The sequence below is a fragment of the Allobosea sp. BK604 genome, assembly GCF_004341515.1.
Lineage (GTDB): Bacteria > Pseudomonadota > Alphaproteobacteria > Rhizobiales > Beijerinckiaceae > Allobosea.
The window spans coordinates 415127-430614 of sequence record NZ_SLZF01000004.1; the positions used below are offsets into that span (position 1 = coordinate 415127).

Consider the following 15488-nt stretch of genomic DNA (forward strand, 5'->3'; position numbering starts at 1 on the left):
CGGATCGCATCATGCAGCAGGCCGCGTCCTTTCCCGTGATTCCCGAATTGGCCGAGCGCGCCGAGCGGGTCGCGCCCTTCATCGTCATGGATGTGATGAACCAGGCCGCGGCGATCGAGCGCAGGGGCGGCTCTGTCGTGCATATGGAGGTGGGCCAGCCCTCGGCGCCGACGCCGGCGAGCATCCGCGCGGCGGCTTCCCGCGCGCTCGAACATGGCCGCATCGGCTATACCCAGGCGCTCGGCACGGATTCGCTGAGGGAGCGCATCGCCCGCCATTACCAGGACGCTTATGGCGTCTCGATCCCGGCCGAGCGCGTCGTGGTCACGACCGGGTCCTCCGGCGGCTTCATCCTGGCTTTCCTCGCCTGTTTCCAGCCGGGGGCGCGCGTCGCCATCACGGCGCCGGGCTACCCGGCCTATCGCAACATCCTGATCGCGCTCGGGCTGGAGCCGGTCGCGATCGAGGTCGGGCCCGAGACGCGCTACGCGCTGACGCCGGAGCTGATCGCCAGGGCGCATGCGGACCGCCCGCTCGCCGGCGTGCTGACCATGAGCCCGGCCAACCCGACCGGCGTGGTGATGGTGCCGGATGCGATCGCCGCGGTCGCTGCCGAATGCCGCCGCCTCGGGCTCTGGTACATCTCCGACGAGATCTATCACGGGCTGACCTATGAGGCGCCGGCGACGACGGCGCTCAGCGCCGATCCCGATACGATCATCGTCAATTCCTTCTCGAAATATTACTGCATGACCGGCTGGCGCGTCGGCTGGCTGGTGGTGCCGGAGCGGATGGTGCGCACCATCGAGCGGCTCCAGCAGAATTTCTCGATCTCGGTGCCCTATCTCAGCCAGGTTGCCGGCGAGGCGGCCTTCGACGCCGTCGAGGAGTGCGAGGCGATCAAGGCCGGCTACGCGCAGAACCGCGCGTTCCTGCTCAAGACGCTGCCGGAGATCGGGCTCGGCGATTTCCTGCCTGTCGACGGCGCCTTCTACATCTATCTCGACATTGGCCGTTACTCGAATGATTCCATGGCTTTCTGCCGCGATGTGATCGAAGATGCCGGGGTCGCGATCACGCCCGGGCTCGATTTCGACGAGGGGCGCGGAGCGCGGACGGTCAGGCTCTCCTTCGCCGGCTCGCTGGCCGAGTGCGAGGAGGCGGTTTCGCGGATGGGAGCCTGGCTGAAGCGGCGCTAGGCATGAGGCAAGCGAGCGCTTGCCAAAATGCCGATGCACGCTCAACTCTGGTGATCGATCTCGCCGCATTGCGCGGCTGGGGAGGCGCAGCATGAGAGATCGCGTCGGGATGGGCGGATACTTGCGATTGTCATGGGTGTTGACCCTGCTGCTTTGCCTCGCGGGAGCGGGGCCGGCACTCGCGCAAGCCAATGGCGACGCCTCCGTCCCGCTGGTGCTGCGCGGTGATGAGAGCCCCGAAACGATCAAGCGCATGCTCGACGCGATCGAGGCCAGCGGCCGCAAGGTCACCGTGCGGATTGCCGGGCCGGGCGAAGCCATGTCGGTTCAGCCTCCGGCTGCAACGGCGCCAGTCGCGCCGGCGAACCCGAAAACCGCCGCGGCACCAAAGGCGCCGGCGCAAACCCCGACCGCCACGTCCAACGCAGCGTCGCGGATCGATGAATTCTGGGAAAGCTTCGTCGCCGGCCTCGACTATGGCAACGACGCGATCCCGGCTGCCGCGGCCTTGCCGGAGGATTGGGAGCGAGCCTGGAGCCTCAACCGCAACGGCGTGGCGGGCTTGCCGGCAGGCTGGCGGCTGCTGTTCTCGCTGACGCTGGCGGTTGGCGCGGCGCTGCTGTTCCGTTGGGCCAGCCGTGGCTGGTTCGCGCGACGCTTGCGGCCGGCCGGGCCTGAATTCACGCCGCGCCTGATCGCCTCATCCTATGGCCTGGTACAGGACCTGCTGACGATCGGCATCGCGCTCGGGACGCTTCGCCTGTGCGGCTCGCTCTTCCTGCCCGAGCCCGATCTCGCCTCCCGGGTGCTGCGAACCGTCGGAAATGCCGCGATCATCAGCGCGGCCTATGTGATTATCGGGCGCTTCCTGCTTGCGCCGGATGGCCCCGAACGCCGGCTCTTGCCGCTGCCGCGAGCCCAGCATCATTTCAGGCTGCTCATCGTCTACGCGATTTTCGCGCCGGTCGTCGTCACCAGTGCAATCGTGGCCGAATGGGTGGCGCTGGATCGCAGGTCGGTCGCGGGCCTGTTCGCGCTCACCGGAATCGCGATCACCCTGTTCAAGCTCTGGTGGTTTTACAACGCGCGGCACGACATCAAGGCGCTCGTCCTGCGCTATTCGGAGACGCCGGGAGCCATGCTCCGGATCGTCGCGACGCTGACGCCATGGATCTACATGGCCGTCTCCGTGGTGATCTGGATGATGGGACGGGCGGCGGCGATGATGTCGGATGGCGGACGCTGGGCCGAGGCGGCGGGGCTGACGCAGATCATCATCGTGCTCGCTCCGGTCTTCGCGATCGGCGCCGGCGCCCTGCTGCGGTGCCGGCAGGCGCACCACGCCGCGCTCAATCCGCAGACGCCGCAGCAGGAGGCGCTGGCGCGCACGGGCCAGGCCGCGGTGAGCGGCATCATCTGGGCCGGCTCCTTCTATCTGTTCGCGCGCCTCTGGGCGGGCTTCTTCACCGATATGGGTTCGCCGGAATTCATCGCCTTCTCGCGGCAGGCCGCCTCGATCGCGCTGCTCGCCTTCGGCGGCTGGGTCGCGCTCGTCTTCCTAAAGGCCTTCTTCGATGCCTATACGCCGAAGGCTGCTCCGACCATGCCCGGCGACGAGGATGCCGTTCATGAGGACCATATCCCGTCGCGCCTGGCGACGGTGCTGCCGGTCTTGCGCGGCGTCGTGCTCGGAGCGGTCGTCGGCCTGGTCGGCCTGGTCGTGCTGTCACGGCTCGGCGTCGATATCGGCCCGCTCCTCGCCGGTTTCGGCATTCTCGGCCTGGCCATCTCCTTCGGCTCGCAGGCCTTGGTGCGCGATATCGTTTCAGGCTTCTTCTTCATGACGGAAGATGCGTTCCGCGTCGGCGAATATGTCGATACCGGCCGGCTGAGGGGCACGGTCGAGAAGATTTCCCTGCGCTCGATGCAACTGCGCCATCAGAGCGGCCAGATCCATACCGTCCCGTTCGGTCAGATTCCGTCGCTGACCAATGCAAGCCGCGACTGGGCGACGCTGAAATTCAACGTCCGCCTCGACCATTCCGCCGATATCGAGAAGGCGCGCAAGACGATCAAGAAGACCGGCTTGGCCCTGCTCGAGGATCCCGAATACGGGCCGCATTTCATCGCACCACTGAAAATGCAGGGCGTCGCCGACATTGCCGACACCGCCATCGTGGTCCGGCTGAAATTCACCGCCAAGCCGGCCTCTGCCTCGATGCTGCAGCGCGAGGCCCTGAAGCGAGTCTATCGGGCGCTCAACGAGGCGGGCGTGCCCTTCGCCTCCAACGCCGTGACCGTGCGCGGTGGTGAGGAACGGGCGGGGGCGGCGGCGATCGCGACAGTGCCGCCACCGACCCCGCTGGCACCGGCGGCGGGCTGACCTAGAGCATTTCCGCGTTTCTCCCGAATCGCGAAAATTCTCTATCTATTTGTTTTGACGCATTTTCTTCACGCGAACCGGTGTCCACTTCGCTCGAAAATGCTCTAGCTTCTTGTTTTCGCATCGGCTTTTCCGAAAACCGCAATCCAGTTTTCGGGCCGATGCGCTGGCTGATCAGCGGGCCATCTCGGTCAGGAAGAGCGCCCCGAAGCCGATAATCACCAGGGCGGCGCCAAGCAGCATGGCGAGCCGCGTTGGGCGAGCCAGTGCGACGAGGGCCGCGCGACTGGCAGCCTTTTCGGCGCGCGCCGCCCGCCCTTCGGCGTGAAACTGGCTGGCATAGAGATCGGGCGTCATTTGCGGGCCGACCGGGCGATTGCCTTCCAGATCGAAGCGGACGGCGACGAAGAGGGTGAAGAGCCCCAGGATCGCGACGCCCAGGCCGCCTGCCGCCTGCCAGGCGAAACAGGCCAAGCCGAAGAGGACAGCGCCGCAGATCGCCGCCAGGACAAGGCTTTCGCGGCTGCGTGGCGGCGGTTGCGGCTCCATCTGCACCTCCCAACGAAAACCCCGCCACGCTAGCGCGTGGCGGGGTCCAAGTCATTCGATCAGCGTCGATCGATCAGGTCACTTGCGGCCGGCAAGCTTGTTCCACCAGCCACCGCGCTTCGGGCGGTCGGGATCGGCGGGCGTCAGCACGACCGCAACCGGCTCCTCGACAACAGTCTTGACCGGCTCGGGCTCGGGCGCCGGTTCCGGGGCGGCCTCGGGCTCCGGCTCAGGCGTGGCCGCGACAGGTTCCGGGGCGGGGGCAGGAGTGACCTCCGCCGGTGCCTCGGCTGCGCCGCCCTCGGTGATCGGGACGACTTTCTTGCGCGAGCGGCTGCGCTTGGGCTTCTCGGCCTCAGTAGCGGGAACCGGCTCGGCTGGCGCCTCCACGACGGGAGCAGCCTCGACGCTCTCCTCAGTCGCGGCCTTCTTGCTGCGGCTGCGACGGGCGCGCTTCGGCTTGGCCTCTTCCTCGGCCGCCTCTGCGGCAGGCGCCTCCGCAACCGGCTCGGCAGCAGCAGGAGCCTCCGCCACCGCTTCGGCTATCGCCGGCTGAGCTTCCTCGGCCGCGACGGCCTCGTCACTACCCTCGCCATCGGCCTCATCGCCTTCCTCGTCGCCCTCGGCATCGCTGCCGCCATCGAGCTGCTGGCCATTGGCGTCACGCTCGCCGCCACGCCGACGCCGGCGGCGACGGCGACGCTTGCGCCCACCTTCACCACGCTCGCCTTCGGAGCGCTCGCCTTGGGTCTCGGAGGAAGCGACGGCATCGTCGGCTTCGGCCTCCTCGGCTTCCGCCTCGGCGGCTGCGTCGAGCGCCTCGTCGTCGACGCTCGGAGCCAGCGCCTCGGCCTTGAACGGGCTTGGGATGACGCGGCCCTCATTGCCGACGAACTCGCCGCGCTCGACCTCGAAATAGCGCGTGCCGAGCAGGGCGGCATCGGCCGAGCAGGTGATGCTGATGTTGAAGCGCTCTTCGAGATCGTGGAGATGGGCGCGCTTCTGGTTGAGCACGTAGAGCGCCACTTCCGGCCGGGTGCGGACGGTGAGGTTGTGCGCAGCGCTCTTGATCAGCGCCTCCTCCAGCGCGCGCAGGATCTGCAGCGCGACCGAAGCCGTCGAGCGGATCATGCCGGCGCCGGCGCAATGCGGGCAGGGAATTGACGAGCTCTCGAGCACGCCGGTGCGGATGCGCTGGCGCGACATCTCGAGCAGGCCGAAGGCCGAGATGCGGCCGACCTGGATGCGGGCGCGATCGTTCTTCAGGCACTCCTTGAGCTTCTTCTCGACGGCGCGGTTGTTGCGGTTCTCCTCCATGTCGATGAAATCGATCACGATGAGACCGGCAAGGTCGCGCAGCCTGAGCTGCCTGGAGATCTCCTCCGCCGCTTCGAGATTGGTCTTGAGCGCCGTGTCCTCGATATTGTGCTCGCGGGTCGAGCGGCCCGAGTTGATGTCGATCGCGACCAGCGCTTCCGTCTGATTGATGACGATGTAGCCGCCGGACTTGAGCGTCACCGTGTTTGAGAACATCGCGTCGAGCTGGCTCTCGACGCCGAAGGCGGCGAAGAGCGGCGTCTGCTCGCGATAGGCCTTCACGCTCTTGGCATGGCTCGGCATGAGCATGCGCATGAAGTCCTTGGCCTCGCGATAGCCCTCGTCGCCGGCGACGTGAACTTCGTCGATATCCTTGTTGTAGAGGTCGCGGATCGAGCGCTTGACGAGGTTGCCCTCTTCATAGACCAGCGCGGGCGCAACGGAAGCGAGCGTCAGCTCGCGCACGCTCTCCCACATCCGCATCAGGTATTCGTAATCGCGCTTGATCTCGACCTTGGTGCGCGATGCGCCGGCCGTGCGCAGGATGATGCCCATCCCCTCCGGAACCTCGAGTTCCTGGGCGATCTCCTTCAGGCGCTTGCGATCCTCGGCATTGGTGATCTTGCGCGAGATGCCGCCGCCCTTGCCGGTATTCGGCATCAGCACGGAATAGCGGCCGGCGAGCGAGAGATAGGTGGTGAGCGCCGCGCCCTTGTTGCCGCGCTCCTCCTTGACGACCTGGACCAGGATGATCTGGCGGCGCTTGATCACCTCCTGGATCTTGTACTGGCGGCGGGTGTGGCGCGGGCGCTCGGGCATGTCGTCGAGGGCGTCGCCGCCACCGAGCTGTTCCGGCTCCTCCTGCGGCTCGTCGCCGCCATCCTCGCCGTCCTCGTCCTCATCGGACTGGCGGCGGCGGGCCTCGGCGTCCTCGGTCGCTTCCGGCGCCTCGGCTTCCGCCTCGACGGTCTCGGCTTCGACAGTCTCCGAAGCCTCAGTCTCGAAGGTCAGCGGGGCGGCGTTCTCGGCCGCGTCCTCGGATTGCGATTCGGTGATCGCCGGCGCGAACTCCTCACCGAAGGCGGGCGCGCCCTCGTTGACCATCGCGGCTTCCTTGCCGTCGGTCTCGACCTCGGCGCTGATCGTCTCGTCGCTGGTCGCGGCCTTCTTGGCGCGGCCGTCGCGGTCACGGCGGTTGCGTCGGCCGCGCTTCTCGCGGCGCTCCTCGTCGCGCTCTTCCTCGCGCTCGGCCCGCGCCTCCTCGGCGATCAGGGCCTGCCGGTCTGCGACGGGAATCTGGTAGTAATCCGGATGGATTTCCGAGAAGGCGAGGAAGCCGTGGCGGTTGCCGCCATATTCGACGAAGGCTGCCTGGAGCGAGGGTTCGACCCGCGTCACCTTCGCCAGGTAAATATTGCCCCGCAGCGGTTTGCGGCTGGCGGATTCGAAATCAAACTCTTCGACGCGCGAGCCGCGGACCACAACGACCCGGGTCTCTTCCGGGTGTGTGGCGTCGATAAGCATCTTGTTGGCCATAAGACGTTTCCATTGGCGCAGCGGCCTTCACCCGCCGGGCTGCGGAAGAGAATCCGCTGCCGCGGGCAGGGGCGCCGCGCATAAGCCGGATTTGACCGGCATGTTGCAGGAGGGTTTGTTCGATCAGGACGTGATGACGGATCGGGGAACCCGGTCGGGCAACAAGCCCGCCGCAGCCCCGAAGGTATGGACGATGCACCGGTAAGCTAAGCGGCGTCGTATGCCCCGACATCTGACCTGACCTGCGGCGTGCCGATGGCGCACCGCGTTTGCACGCTCGCGGGACTGGACTGGCGCCGAACTCGTGCCTGACGCCAGCCGTCCGCGGACGATCCGTTAGCGGCTGCCTTGCCGCGACCGCACCCGAATGGGGCGGCCACCCGGCCTGCCTTGGCGCCAACGGATCCTCGGATCCGGATGCGCCACAAGCAGCTTCGCAATGCAGCCATCTCCATTACAGACAGGTGACAGTGATTTGCAAGCCACATCGCAAGGCAATCGCCCGGTGGGAGCCTTGACGGCGGTTCACCCCGGGAAGAGCACGTGGTAACCCGCTGTTAAAGGTTCGCGCCATCCATGGTTAAATCTTGGTGACGCAAATAGGGAGCATTCCCCTGTCGCTCCGCTTTCGCTCACGTAGTGCCGGTCAGGGCAAATTTCCAGCATCAGGCGTTGTCTGCCTGCTGTTCGGGGCTTGGCTCGCGCTGACGTCCGGCACCGCAGTGGTCGCCAATTCCGCCAAGCCCAGCAATGAATTTCCGGTCGCGACCGATGCGAAGATCGAGCAGGTCGGCGACATCGTGCGGCTGACCCTGGCGCTGTCGCGCCCGGTCGAGGTCGGCACCTCCGTCATGGCGGCGCCGGACCGCGCCATCATCGAATTGCCTTCGGTCAATTTCCAGGTCCAGCCCGGCGCGACCAGGAAGAGCGTCGGCTTCGTCAGCGCCTTCCGCTTCGGCCTGTTCACGGCCGACAAATCCCGAATCATCCTCGATCTCTCGCAGCCGGCCATCATCTCCCGCGCCGAGATGCGCAGCCAGCGCGGCGGTTTCGGCGAGCTGGTGGTCGAGCTGAAACGGGTGAGCCGGGCCGAGTTCCAGGCTGCGGCGAACACGCCGTCTCGCCAGCCGGCCGAGCCGCCTCCCGCGCCGGCCAAGCCGCACGGTGATTCCCGCCAGCTCGTGGTGATCGATCCGGGCCATGGCGGTATCGATCCAGGCGCCGTCGTCGCTGCGGTCGAGGAGAAAGCGGTCGTTCTCGCCTTTGGGCTCGGCCTGAAGGAGCAGCTCGAGGCAAGCGGGCGCTACCGTGTGATGATGACGCGCGACGAGGATCGTTTCGTGCCGCTCGGCGAGCGCGTCCGGATCGCGCGCACCGCCGGAGCCGACCTGTTTATCTCGATCCATGCCGATTCGCTGACGCGGGCACAGGATGTGCGCGGCGCCACGGTCTATACCGGCTCGGAACGGGCCACCGACGCCGAGTCGGCCCGGCTGGCCGCCAAGGAAAACCAGGCCGATGCCGTCGCCGGCCTCGATGTCGCCGAGGAGGTGCAGGATGTGGCCGGCATCCTGATGGACCTCGCCAAGCGCGAGACACGGACCTTCTCGTCACTCTTTGCACGCAACCTCGTCGCGAAGCTCGGCGGCTCGGTGAAGATGCACAAGGTGCCGCTGCGCTCGGCCGGGTTCAGGGTGCTGACCGCGCCTGACGTGCCGTCGGTTCTGATCGAATTGGGGTATATGTCGAGCCCGAAGGATGCCGAGTTGCTGAACTCGGCGGAATGGCGGGCACAGGCGGTGGCCGCCGTCCGCACCGCGGTCGACAGCTATTTCGAACGCGGGCAGCCGGTCGGGAAAGCGGCGTCGAACCAGCGCTGAGCGCTGCGCCGGCCATTAAAGAGGGTCTTGACGGTAATTTGTGGTGTTCAGGCCACGGTTCCGCCATTTCCGCCATGCTATAGACGTGATTTGGAAGCGACGAGGACTGACGCGGCGAATCGGATGTGTCCGGCGCAAACCGCGCAGTGGAAGCAGGGGCTAGGGCCTTAATGCGGTTTGTACTGCGATTCTTCGGATGGCTGTTCGCTGCGGGAGCGGTCGTCTTCGTCGTCGGCGCGCTCGGCGCGGCGGCGCTGATCTGGCATTACTCGAAGGACCTGCCCGACTCGGCGCAGCTGCGCGATTACGAGCCGCCGGTGATGACGCGCGTCCATGCCGGCGACGGCAGCCTGATCGCAGAATTCGCGCGCGAGCGCCGGCTTTATTTGCCGATCCAGGCCGTACCCAAGCTGATCATCGACGCTTACCTCTCGGCCGAAGACAAGAACTTCTACAAGCATGTCGGCGTCGATCCCGAAGGTCTCGTGCGCGCCGCGATCTCGAATTTCCGCAACCGCGGCTCGGGCCGCCGGCCGCAGGGCGCCTCGACCATCACCCAGCAGGTGGCGAAGAACTTCCTGGTCGGCTCGGAGGGCTCGCTCGAGCGCAAGATCCGCGAGGCGCTGGTGGCGCTGCGGATCGAGGCGACCTATTCGAAGGATAAGATCCTCGAGCTCTATCTGAACGAGATCTATCTCGGCGCGCCGGCGCCGGGGCAGGGCAGCTACGGCATCGCCGCGGCGGCGCTGAACTATTTCGGCAAGTCGGTGCATGAGCTCAACCTGCAGGAAGCCGCCTATCTGGCCGCCCTGCCGAAGGCGCCGACCGACCTGCATCCCTTCCGCAACCGCGAGCGCGCGATCGAGCGGCGCAACTACGTGCTCGACCGCATGGCCGAGAACGGCTTCGCCTCGCGTGAGGCAGTCGAGAAGGCGAAGGCTTCGCCGCTCGGCGTCAACCCGCGCTCGGTTTCGCCGAACAATATCGCTGCCGGCTATTTCGCCGAGGAGATCCGGCGCGAGCTGCAGGACCGCTATGGCGAGAAGAAGCTGCTCGAAGGCGGGCTCTCGGTGCGCTCCACCGTCGATCCGAAGATGCAGCTGCTCGCCCGCAAGGCGCTGGTCGACGGTCTCGTGCGCTTCGACGAGGCGCGCGGCTGGCGCGGCGCCATCCAGAAGCTCGATATCACCGCCCGCGACTGGGGCCTTCCGCTCGGCGAATTGCCGGTGCTCGGCGACGTCTCGCCCTGGCGTCTCGCCGTCGTGCTCGACGTCGCCGGCGATAGTGCCCGGCTCGGCCTGCACCCGATGCGCGACAATTCCGGCGCGCTGCTGAACGACCGCCAGACGGTGACGCTCGGCCCCGACGGCATCCGCTGGACGCGGCGCGCCCGCGTCAGTCAGGCGGTCTCGGCCGGCGACGTGGTCTATGTCGAGCCGCTCGACGGCAAGCCCGGCCAGGTCCGCCTGCGCCAGATGCCTGAGGTCAACGGCGCCATCACCGTGATGGACCCGCAATCGGGCCGCGTGCTCGCCATGGTCGGCGGCTTCTCGCATGACCAGTCCGAGTTCAACCGCGCGACGCAGGCGCTGCGCCAGCCCGGCTCGTCCTTCAAGCCCTTCGTCTACGCGACCGCGCTCGACAATGGCTACACGCCGTCGAGCATCGTGCTCGACGCGCCGATCGAGATCGACCAGGGCGGCGGCCTCGGCATGTGGCGGCCGGAGAACTATGACGGCAAGTCGACCGGGCCGCGTACGCTGCGCTACGGCATCCAGTTCTCGAAGAACCTGATGACGGTGCGTCTCGCCAAGGATGTCGGCATGCCGCTGATCGCGGAATATGCCCGCCGCTTCGGCATCTATGACGACATGCTGCCAGTGCTCTCGATGGCGCTCGGCGCTGGCGAGACCACGGTGATGCGCATGACCGCGGCCTATTCGATGCTGGTCAACGGCGGCAAGCGCATCCGCCCGACCCTGATCGACCGGATCCAGGACCGCATGGGCGCGACGATCTACCGGCACGACCAGCGCGTCTGCGAAGGCTGCAATGCCGATAAATGGACGAACCAGCGCGAGCCGCGCCTGATCGACAACCGCGACCAGGTGCTCGACCCGCTGACCGCCTACCAGATGGTCTCGCTGCTCGAAGGCGTGGTCCAGAACGGCACGGCGCAGGTGGTCAAGGCGGTCGGCAAGCCGCTCGCCGGCAAGACCGGCACGACCAACGAGGCCAAGGACGTCTGGTTCGTCGGCTTCTCGCCTGATCTCGCCGTCGGTGTCTATATGGGCTTCGACAAGCCGAAGTCGCTCGGCAACTCGGCGACGGCAGGCCAGTATGCCGCGCCGATCTTCCGCGATTTCATGATGGCGGCGCTGAAGGACAAGCCTGCGACCCCGTTCCGCGTGCCGCCCGGCATCAAGCTGATCCGGGTCGATCCGCGCACCGGCATGCGTGCCGGCGGTGAGGGCGGCATCCTCGAGGCCTTCAAGCCGGGCACCGCACCGCCGGACAGCTACTCGGTGATCGGCGCTGCGGGCGATGGCGGCGGCGGGGCGCTCAGCGTCGCGCCTTCCGGTGGACGCGGCGTCGGTTCCGGCACCGGCGGGCTCTACTGAGCCCGTCAGGACAGTCGTAATGCTCGGGCTCGCCCGAGCATCCCATGACGAAAGAGCTCGATCGGCCACGATTCTTCGGCCAGGATTCCCGGGCCTGCATTTCGCGTAGCCCGGGAATGACGCCATGCCGGCGTTTACACATCGGCCTTTCGCCCCTATCTCCAGCGCTCCAACGCACAATCCTCAACGGAAGCCCTGTTCGAATCATGCGTCCCGAAGCCCAGACCAATCTCGACAACGCCAAGCAGTCGATCGGACTGCTGAGGAGGCATCTTTGACTGGGATGTCGCACAACGACGTCTCGCTGAGCTGAACGCGCTCTCCGAAGGCCCCGATTTCTGGAACGATGCCGAGCAGGCGCAGAAGCTGATGCGCGAGCGCACTGCGCTCGAAACCCAGATCGAGGGCATCACCAAGCTCGAGCGCGACCTCGATGACGCGCTGACTCTGATCGAGCTCGGCGAGATGGAGGAGGACGAGGCCACCATTTCGGAGGGCGAATCGGCGATCAGCACGGTCCAGGCCGAGGCTGCGCGGCTCCAGGTCGAATCGCTGCTTTCGGGCGAGGCCGACATGCTCGACACCTATCTCGAGATCCATCCCGGCGCCGGTGGCACCGAGAGCCAGGACTGGGCCGAGATGCTGTTCCGGATGTACCGGCGCTGGGGCGAGCGGCGGAAGTTCAAGGTCGAGACGCTCGACTACCAGGACGGCGACACGGCCGGCATCAAGTCTGCGACGCTCGTGCTCAAGGGCCACAATGCCTATGGCTGGCTCAAGACCGAGTCGGGCGTGCATCGGCTGGTGCGGATCTCGCCCTTCGATTCCAACGCACGGCGACAGACCTCGTTTGCCTCCGTCTGGGTCTATCCGGTGGTCGATGACCGCATCCAGATCGACATCAAGGAATCGGATTGCCGGATCGACACCTACCGCTCGTCCGGCGCCGGCGGCCAGCACGTCAACACCACCGATTCCGCGGTGCGCATCACCCATCTCCCGACCGGGATCGCGGTGGCCTGCCAGCAGGAGCGCTCGCAGCACAAGAACAAGGCCAAGGCCTGGGACATGCTGCGCGCCCGGCTCTACGAGGTGGAGCTGAAGAAGCGCGAGGAAAAGGCCAATGCCGAGGCGGCCTCGAAGACCGATATCGGCTGGGGCCACCAGATCCGCTCCTACGTGCTGCAGCCCTATCAACTCGTGAAGGATCTGCGCACCGGCGTCGCTTCGACCGCGCCGTCCGACGTGCTCGACGGCGATCTCGACCCGTTCATGGAGGCTTCGCTGGCGCAGCGGGTCTATGGCACGGAAGTCGAGGTCGAGGATATCGACTAGGGCCGTTCGTGATCCTTCGAAACACGGAACTGCCCTAGATCTTTGTTTTATCGCATTTTCTTCGCGCGAACCGGTGTCCACTTCGCTCGAAAATGCTTTCGCCACCGGGAGCCGGGCATGACCATCGAGAAGCCCGGCTCGCGCCTGCGCAACGGCCTGATCAATCTCGGGGTCTCGCTGGCGAGCCTCGTCGTCTTCCTGCTGTTCTGCGAGTTTGTGCTGTTCCGGTTCGTGCTGCCGGGCAGCGATGTGCCGCGCAATGATTTCGTCAACGAGGTCGTGCGCTATGCGCCGAACCAGCAGGGCGTCTGGCGCATTCGCGACGAGGTCGCGGCGCCATTCTCGATCAACGCCCAGGGCTGGAACTCACCGCTGCCCGACTATCCGCGCGAGCGCCGGCCGGGCGTGCGCCGAATCGCCTTCGTCGGCGACAGTTTCGTCGAGGCGTTGCAGGTGCCGGTCGGACGCAGCTTTGCCGAGGTCGTGCAGGCCGGGCTCGCGCCCTCGGCGCCGACGGAGACCTTTCGCTTCGCCCTCGCCGGCGCGCCGCTCAGCCAATACCTGCATATGGTCGAGCGCGAGGTCCTGGCGACGAAGCCGGACACGATCGTCGTGCTCCTGGTCCATAATGATTTCGACGAGAGCTTCGTCTACAGGCCCGGGCGCTACACCTCGAGCTTCCTCAAGCTGAAGATCGAGGACGGCAAGGTCACCGGCGAGATTCCGCCGCAACCCTGGCGGCCGGGCGCGGTGGAATGGCTGCGTCAGACCGCGACGGCGCGCTATTTCCTCTATCGGTGGCAGCTGCGGCCTCAAGCGCTGGTCGATGCCATTTTCGGCCCGGCCCATGCGGATGACGACCGTTTCGCGGCCAATATCGACGTCTCTTCGGTGCTCAGCCATGAGGCGGAGATCAGGGTCGCGACCGACTATGTGTTCAAGCGCCTGGCCGAACGGGCGCAAAGCATCGGCGCCAGGCTGCTGATCGCGATGGATGGCGATCGCCGCGCGATCTACGCGGAACGCTCCGACAGCCGGGCTTTGACGCTGAACCGGATCGCGGCTGAAGCCGCCCAACGTGCCGGAATAGGCTTCCTCGATCTCCACCCGGTCTTCGCCGCGGACTGGGCCAAGAACCACCGCCGCTTCGATTTCGATGCCGACTCGCACTGGAACGAAGCCGGCCACGCCGTCGCTGGCGCAGCCGTTCTCGAAGTGCTTAAAGCGCAATAGTTCTGGCGGATTGGCCTGGTTTCTTAAAGCATGCCCGCAAGCTTGCCGCCGGCACGCAGGAAGCGCGTCGGATCGAGCGGCTCCTCGTTGATGCGTGTCTCGTAATGCAGGTGCGGGCCGGTCGAGCGGCCGGTGGTGCCGACCTTGCCGACGATCGTGCCGGTCCCGACCACCTGGCCGGGTGAGACCAGGATCGCCGACATATGGGCGTAGCGCGTGCTGACGCCGCCGGCATGTTCGATCTCGACCATGTTGCCATAGCCGCCGGTATACTCCGCCGTGACCACCTTGCCCGGCGCGGTGGCGCGGACGGGCGAGCCGGTTTCGGCACGGAAATCAATGCCGGTATGCATGGCCGGCGAGCGCGTGAACGGGTCGACGCGGTAGCCGTAGTTCGAGGTCATGTCGACCTCGCCCTGCATCGGCTTGCGCAGCGGCAATTGATCGATCAGGCCGCGCAGGCGCACGACCGAGGAGATGCGCGGCTGCAGGGCGTCCAGGGTCGCCTCGAACGGGCCGGCCGAAGGATCGATCTTGAAGGGAACGAACGGCCCGCCGACGCCCCCCTTCGCCGCGGGTGCAATGGAGGCGGCGAGGCGGTCAGCGTCGAGTCCGGTCTCTGCCAGCGCGCCCCGCATGGTCTTTTGCGATTCGGCCAGGTTCTCATCCATCTGGCGCAGGGCGACGAGCTGAGCATTCGCCGTCGTGGTGATCGAGCGGTCGAGCCGGTCGAGCGTGCCGGCGACGCGCTGCGCGGGCGCCTGCGGCTCGGCCGCGCCCGATTCCCAGGGCGTTGCGCCCTTGCCGGCCTCGGCGCCGCGCAGGGACGGCGTCTCGGGGGCAGGCATCGGCTTGTTCGGGGCGATCGGTGCGAAGCTCGAGACATTGGAGGCGCGTACCGGCTCCTCCGGCTTGATCAGGCGGGCGCGCAGAGGCGCTTTCGTCGCAGCCGGCCCGATGCCGATCGATTGCAGCGTATCGGTGACCGAGGCGACCAGGGCCTGCTTGCTTTCGAGCTCGGCCTGGCGCGTCACCAGCTCGTCGACCCGGGCTTCGACGCCATCCTGATCGAGCAATGCGCGGCTGGCGAGGCGGTCGATATCGGCGCGCAGCGCCGCGATCCGGTCCTCATAGGCATATTGGCGGGCGGTCTCGCGGGCGATGAGCCGGGCGGCGAGATCGTCCTTGTTGAGGATGTACCAACCGCAGGCGCCGCTCAGCGCCGTGGTCAAGGTCAGCAGGGCGAGGCCGGCGAAGGCGGTCGAGCGGCTGATCGTGTAGGTCTTGTGCGAGACAAGTCCTGAGACGGGGAGGGAAGGGCCTTGGGAAGCGGGATGAGTCATACGCAAAACCGAGTGTGACGCTGCCGATATCCCGCATCAGACATTGTTAGGGTTAATGTTTTGCAAATCAGGGCCCCGGCCACGTCGGGCAG

At 66.7% G+C, this 15488-nt stretch carries 9 protein-coding genes; 6 read left to right on the top strand and 3 right to left on the bottom strand.

Annotated elements, in window-relative coordinates; genetic code table 11:
* The first annotated feature begins 11 nt into the window (after positions 1-11).
* Both EV560_RS14970 and EV560_RS14975 read left to right on the top strand, forming a co-directional pair.
* Positions 12-1199: a pyridoxal phosphate-dependent aminotransferase gene (locus tag EV560_RS14970; protein WP_131856567.1), complete on the top strand. Its 1188-nt coding sequence runs from the start codon at positions 12-14 to the stop codon at positions 1197-1199.
* A gap of 91 nt (positions 1200-1290) precedes the next feature.
* On the top strand, positions 1291-3582 hold the full coding sequence (locus EV560_RS14975) for a mechanosensitive ion channel family protein (RefSeq protein ID WP_131856568.1): 2292 nt from the start codon (positions 1291-1293) through the stop codon (positions 3580-3582).
* Positions 3583-3756: 174 nt separating this feature from the next.
* On the opposite strand, the gene EV560_RS14980 is transcribed toward EV560_RS14975, so the two are convergent.
* Together EV560_RS14980 and EV560_RS14985 are read right to left on the bottom strand one after the other, a co-directional pair.
* Positions 3757-4131, bottom strand: a complete 375-nt coding sequence (locus EV560_RS14980; RefSeq protein ID WP_131856569.1) for a hypothetical protein — start codon at positions 4129-4131, stop codon at positions 3757-3759.
* 78 nt (positions 4132-4209) lie between these two features.
* The gene (locus EV560_RS14985; protein ID WP_131856570.1) at positions 4210-6984 is read right to left on the bottom strand and encodes an Rne/Rng family ribonuclease; all 2775 of its coding nucleotides are present in this window, start codon (positions 6982-6984) and stop codon (positions 4210-4212) included.
* Between the two features lie 722 nt (positions 6985-7706).
* Between EV560_RS14985 and EV560_RS14990 the strand changes: the two genes are divergently transcribed.
* The 4 genes from EV560_RS14990 (at position 7707) to EV560_RS15005 (ending at position 14053) form a co-directional block, all read left to right on the top strand.
* Complete coding sequence (locus tag EV560_RS14990; protein ID WP_131856571.1) at positions 7707-8864, top strand: N-acetylmuramoyl-L-alanine amidase; 1158 nt, start codon at positions 7707-7709, stop codon at positions 8862-8864.
* 170 nt (positions 8865-9034) lie between these two features.
* The gene (locus tag EV560_RS14995; protein WP_131856572.1) at positions 9035-11485 is read left to right on the top strand and encodes a penicillin-binding protein 1A; all 2451 of its coding nucleotides are present in this window, start codon (positions 9035-9037) and stop codon (positions 11483-11485) included.
* 206 nt (positions 11486-11691) lie between these two features.
* A protein-coding gene (gene prfB, locus EV560_RS15000; protein ID WP_131856573.1) for a peptide chain release factor 2 occupies positions 11692-12820 on the top strand; the annotation gives its coding sequence in 2 pieces (ribosomal slippage) (positions 11692-11760 and positions 11762-12820; 1128 coding nt in all).
* 117 nt (positions 12821-12937) lie between these two features.
* A complete protein-coding gene (locus EV560_RS15005) occupies positions 12938-14053 on the top strand; it encodes an SGNH/GDSL hydrolase family protein (RefSeq protein ID WP_131856574.1) in 1116 nt (371 codons plus the stop codon).
* A gap of 23 nt (positions 14054-14076) precedes the next feature.
* Here EV560_RS15005 and EV560_RS15010 read toward each other — a convergent pair whose 3' ends face one another.
* A complete protein-coding gene (locus tag EV560_RS15010) occupies positions 14077-15396 on the bottom strand; it encodes a M23 family metallopeptidase (protein ID WP_131856575.1) in 1320 nt (439 codons plus the stop codon).
* Positions 15397-15488: the final 92 nt, after the last annotated feature.

What these genes read in the sequence shown, in the direction of transcription:
- EV560_RS14985 (WP_131856570.1), bottom strand. Translation starts at nt 6,984, where the DNA reads ATGGCCAACAAGATGCTTATCGACGCCACACACCCGGAAGAGACCCGG.
- EV560_RS15005 (WP_131856574.1), top strand. Translation starts at nt 12,938, where the DNA reads ATGACCATCGAGAAGCCCGGCTCGCGCCTGCGCAACGGCCTGATCAAT.
- EV560_RS14995 (WP_131856572.1), top strand. Translation starts at nt 9,035, where the DNA reads ATGCGGTTTGTACTGCGATTCTTCGGATGGCTGTTCGCTGCGGGAGCG.
- EV560_RS14970 (WP_131856567.1), top strand. Translation starts at nt 12, where the DNA reads ATGCAGCAGGCCGCGTCCTTTCCCGTGATTCCCGAATTGGCCGAGCGC.
- EV560_RS14980 (WP_131856569.1), bottom strand. Translation starts at nt 4,131, where the DNA reads ATGGAGCCGCAACCGCCGCCACGCAGCCGCGAAAGCCTTGTCCTGGCG.
- EV560_RS14975 (WP_131856568.1), top strand. Translation starts at nt 1,291, where the DNA reads ATGAGAGATCGCGTCGGGATGGGCGGATACTTGCGATTGTCATGGGTG.
- EV560_RS15010 (WP_131856575.1), bottom strand. Translation starts at nt 15,396, where the DNA reads ATGACTCATCCCGCTTCCCAAGGCCCTTCCCTCCCCGTCTCAGGACTT.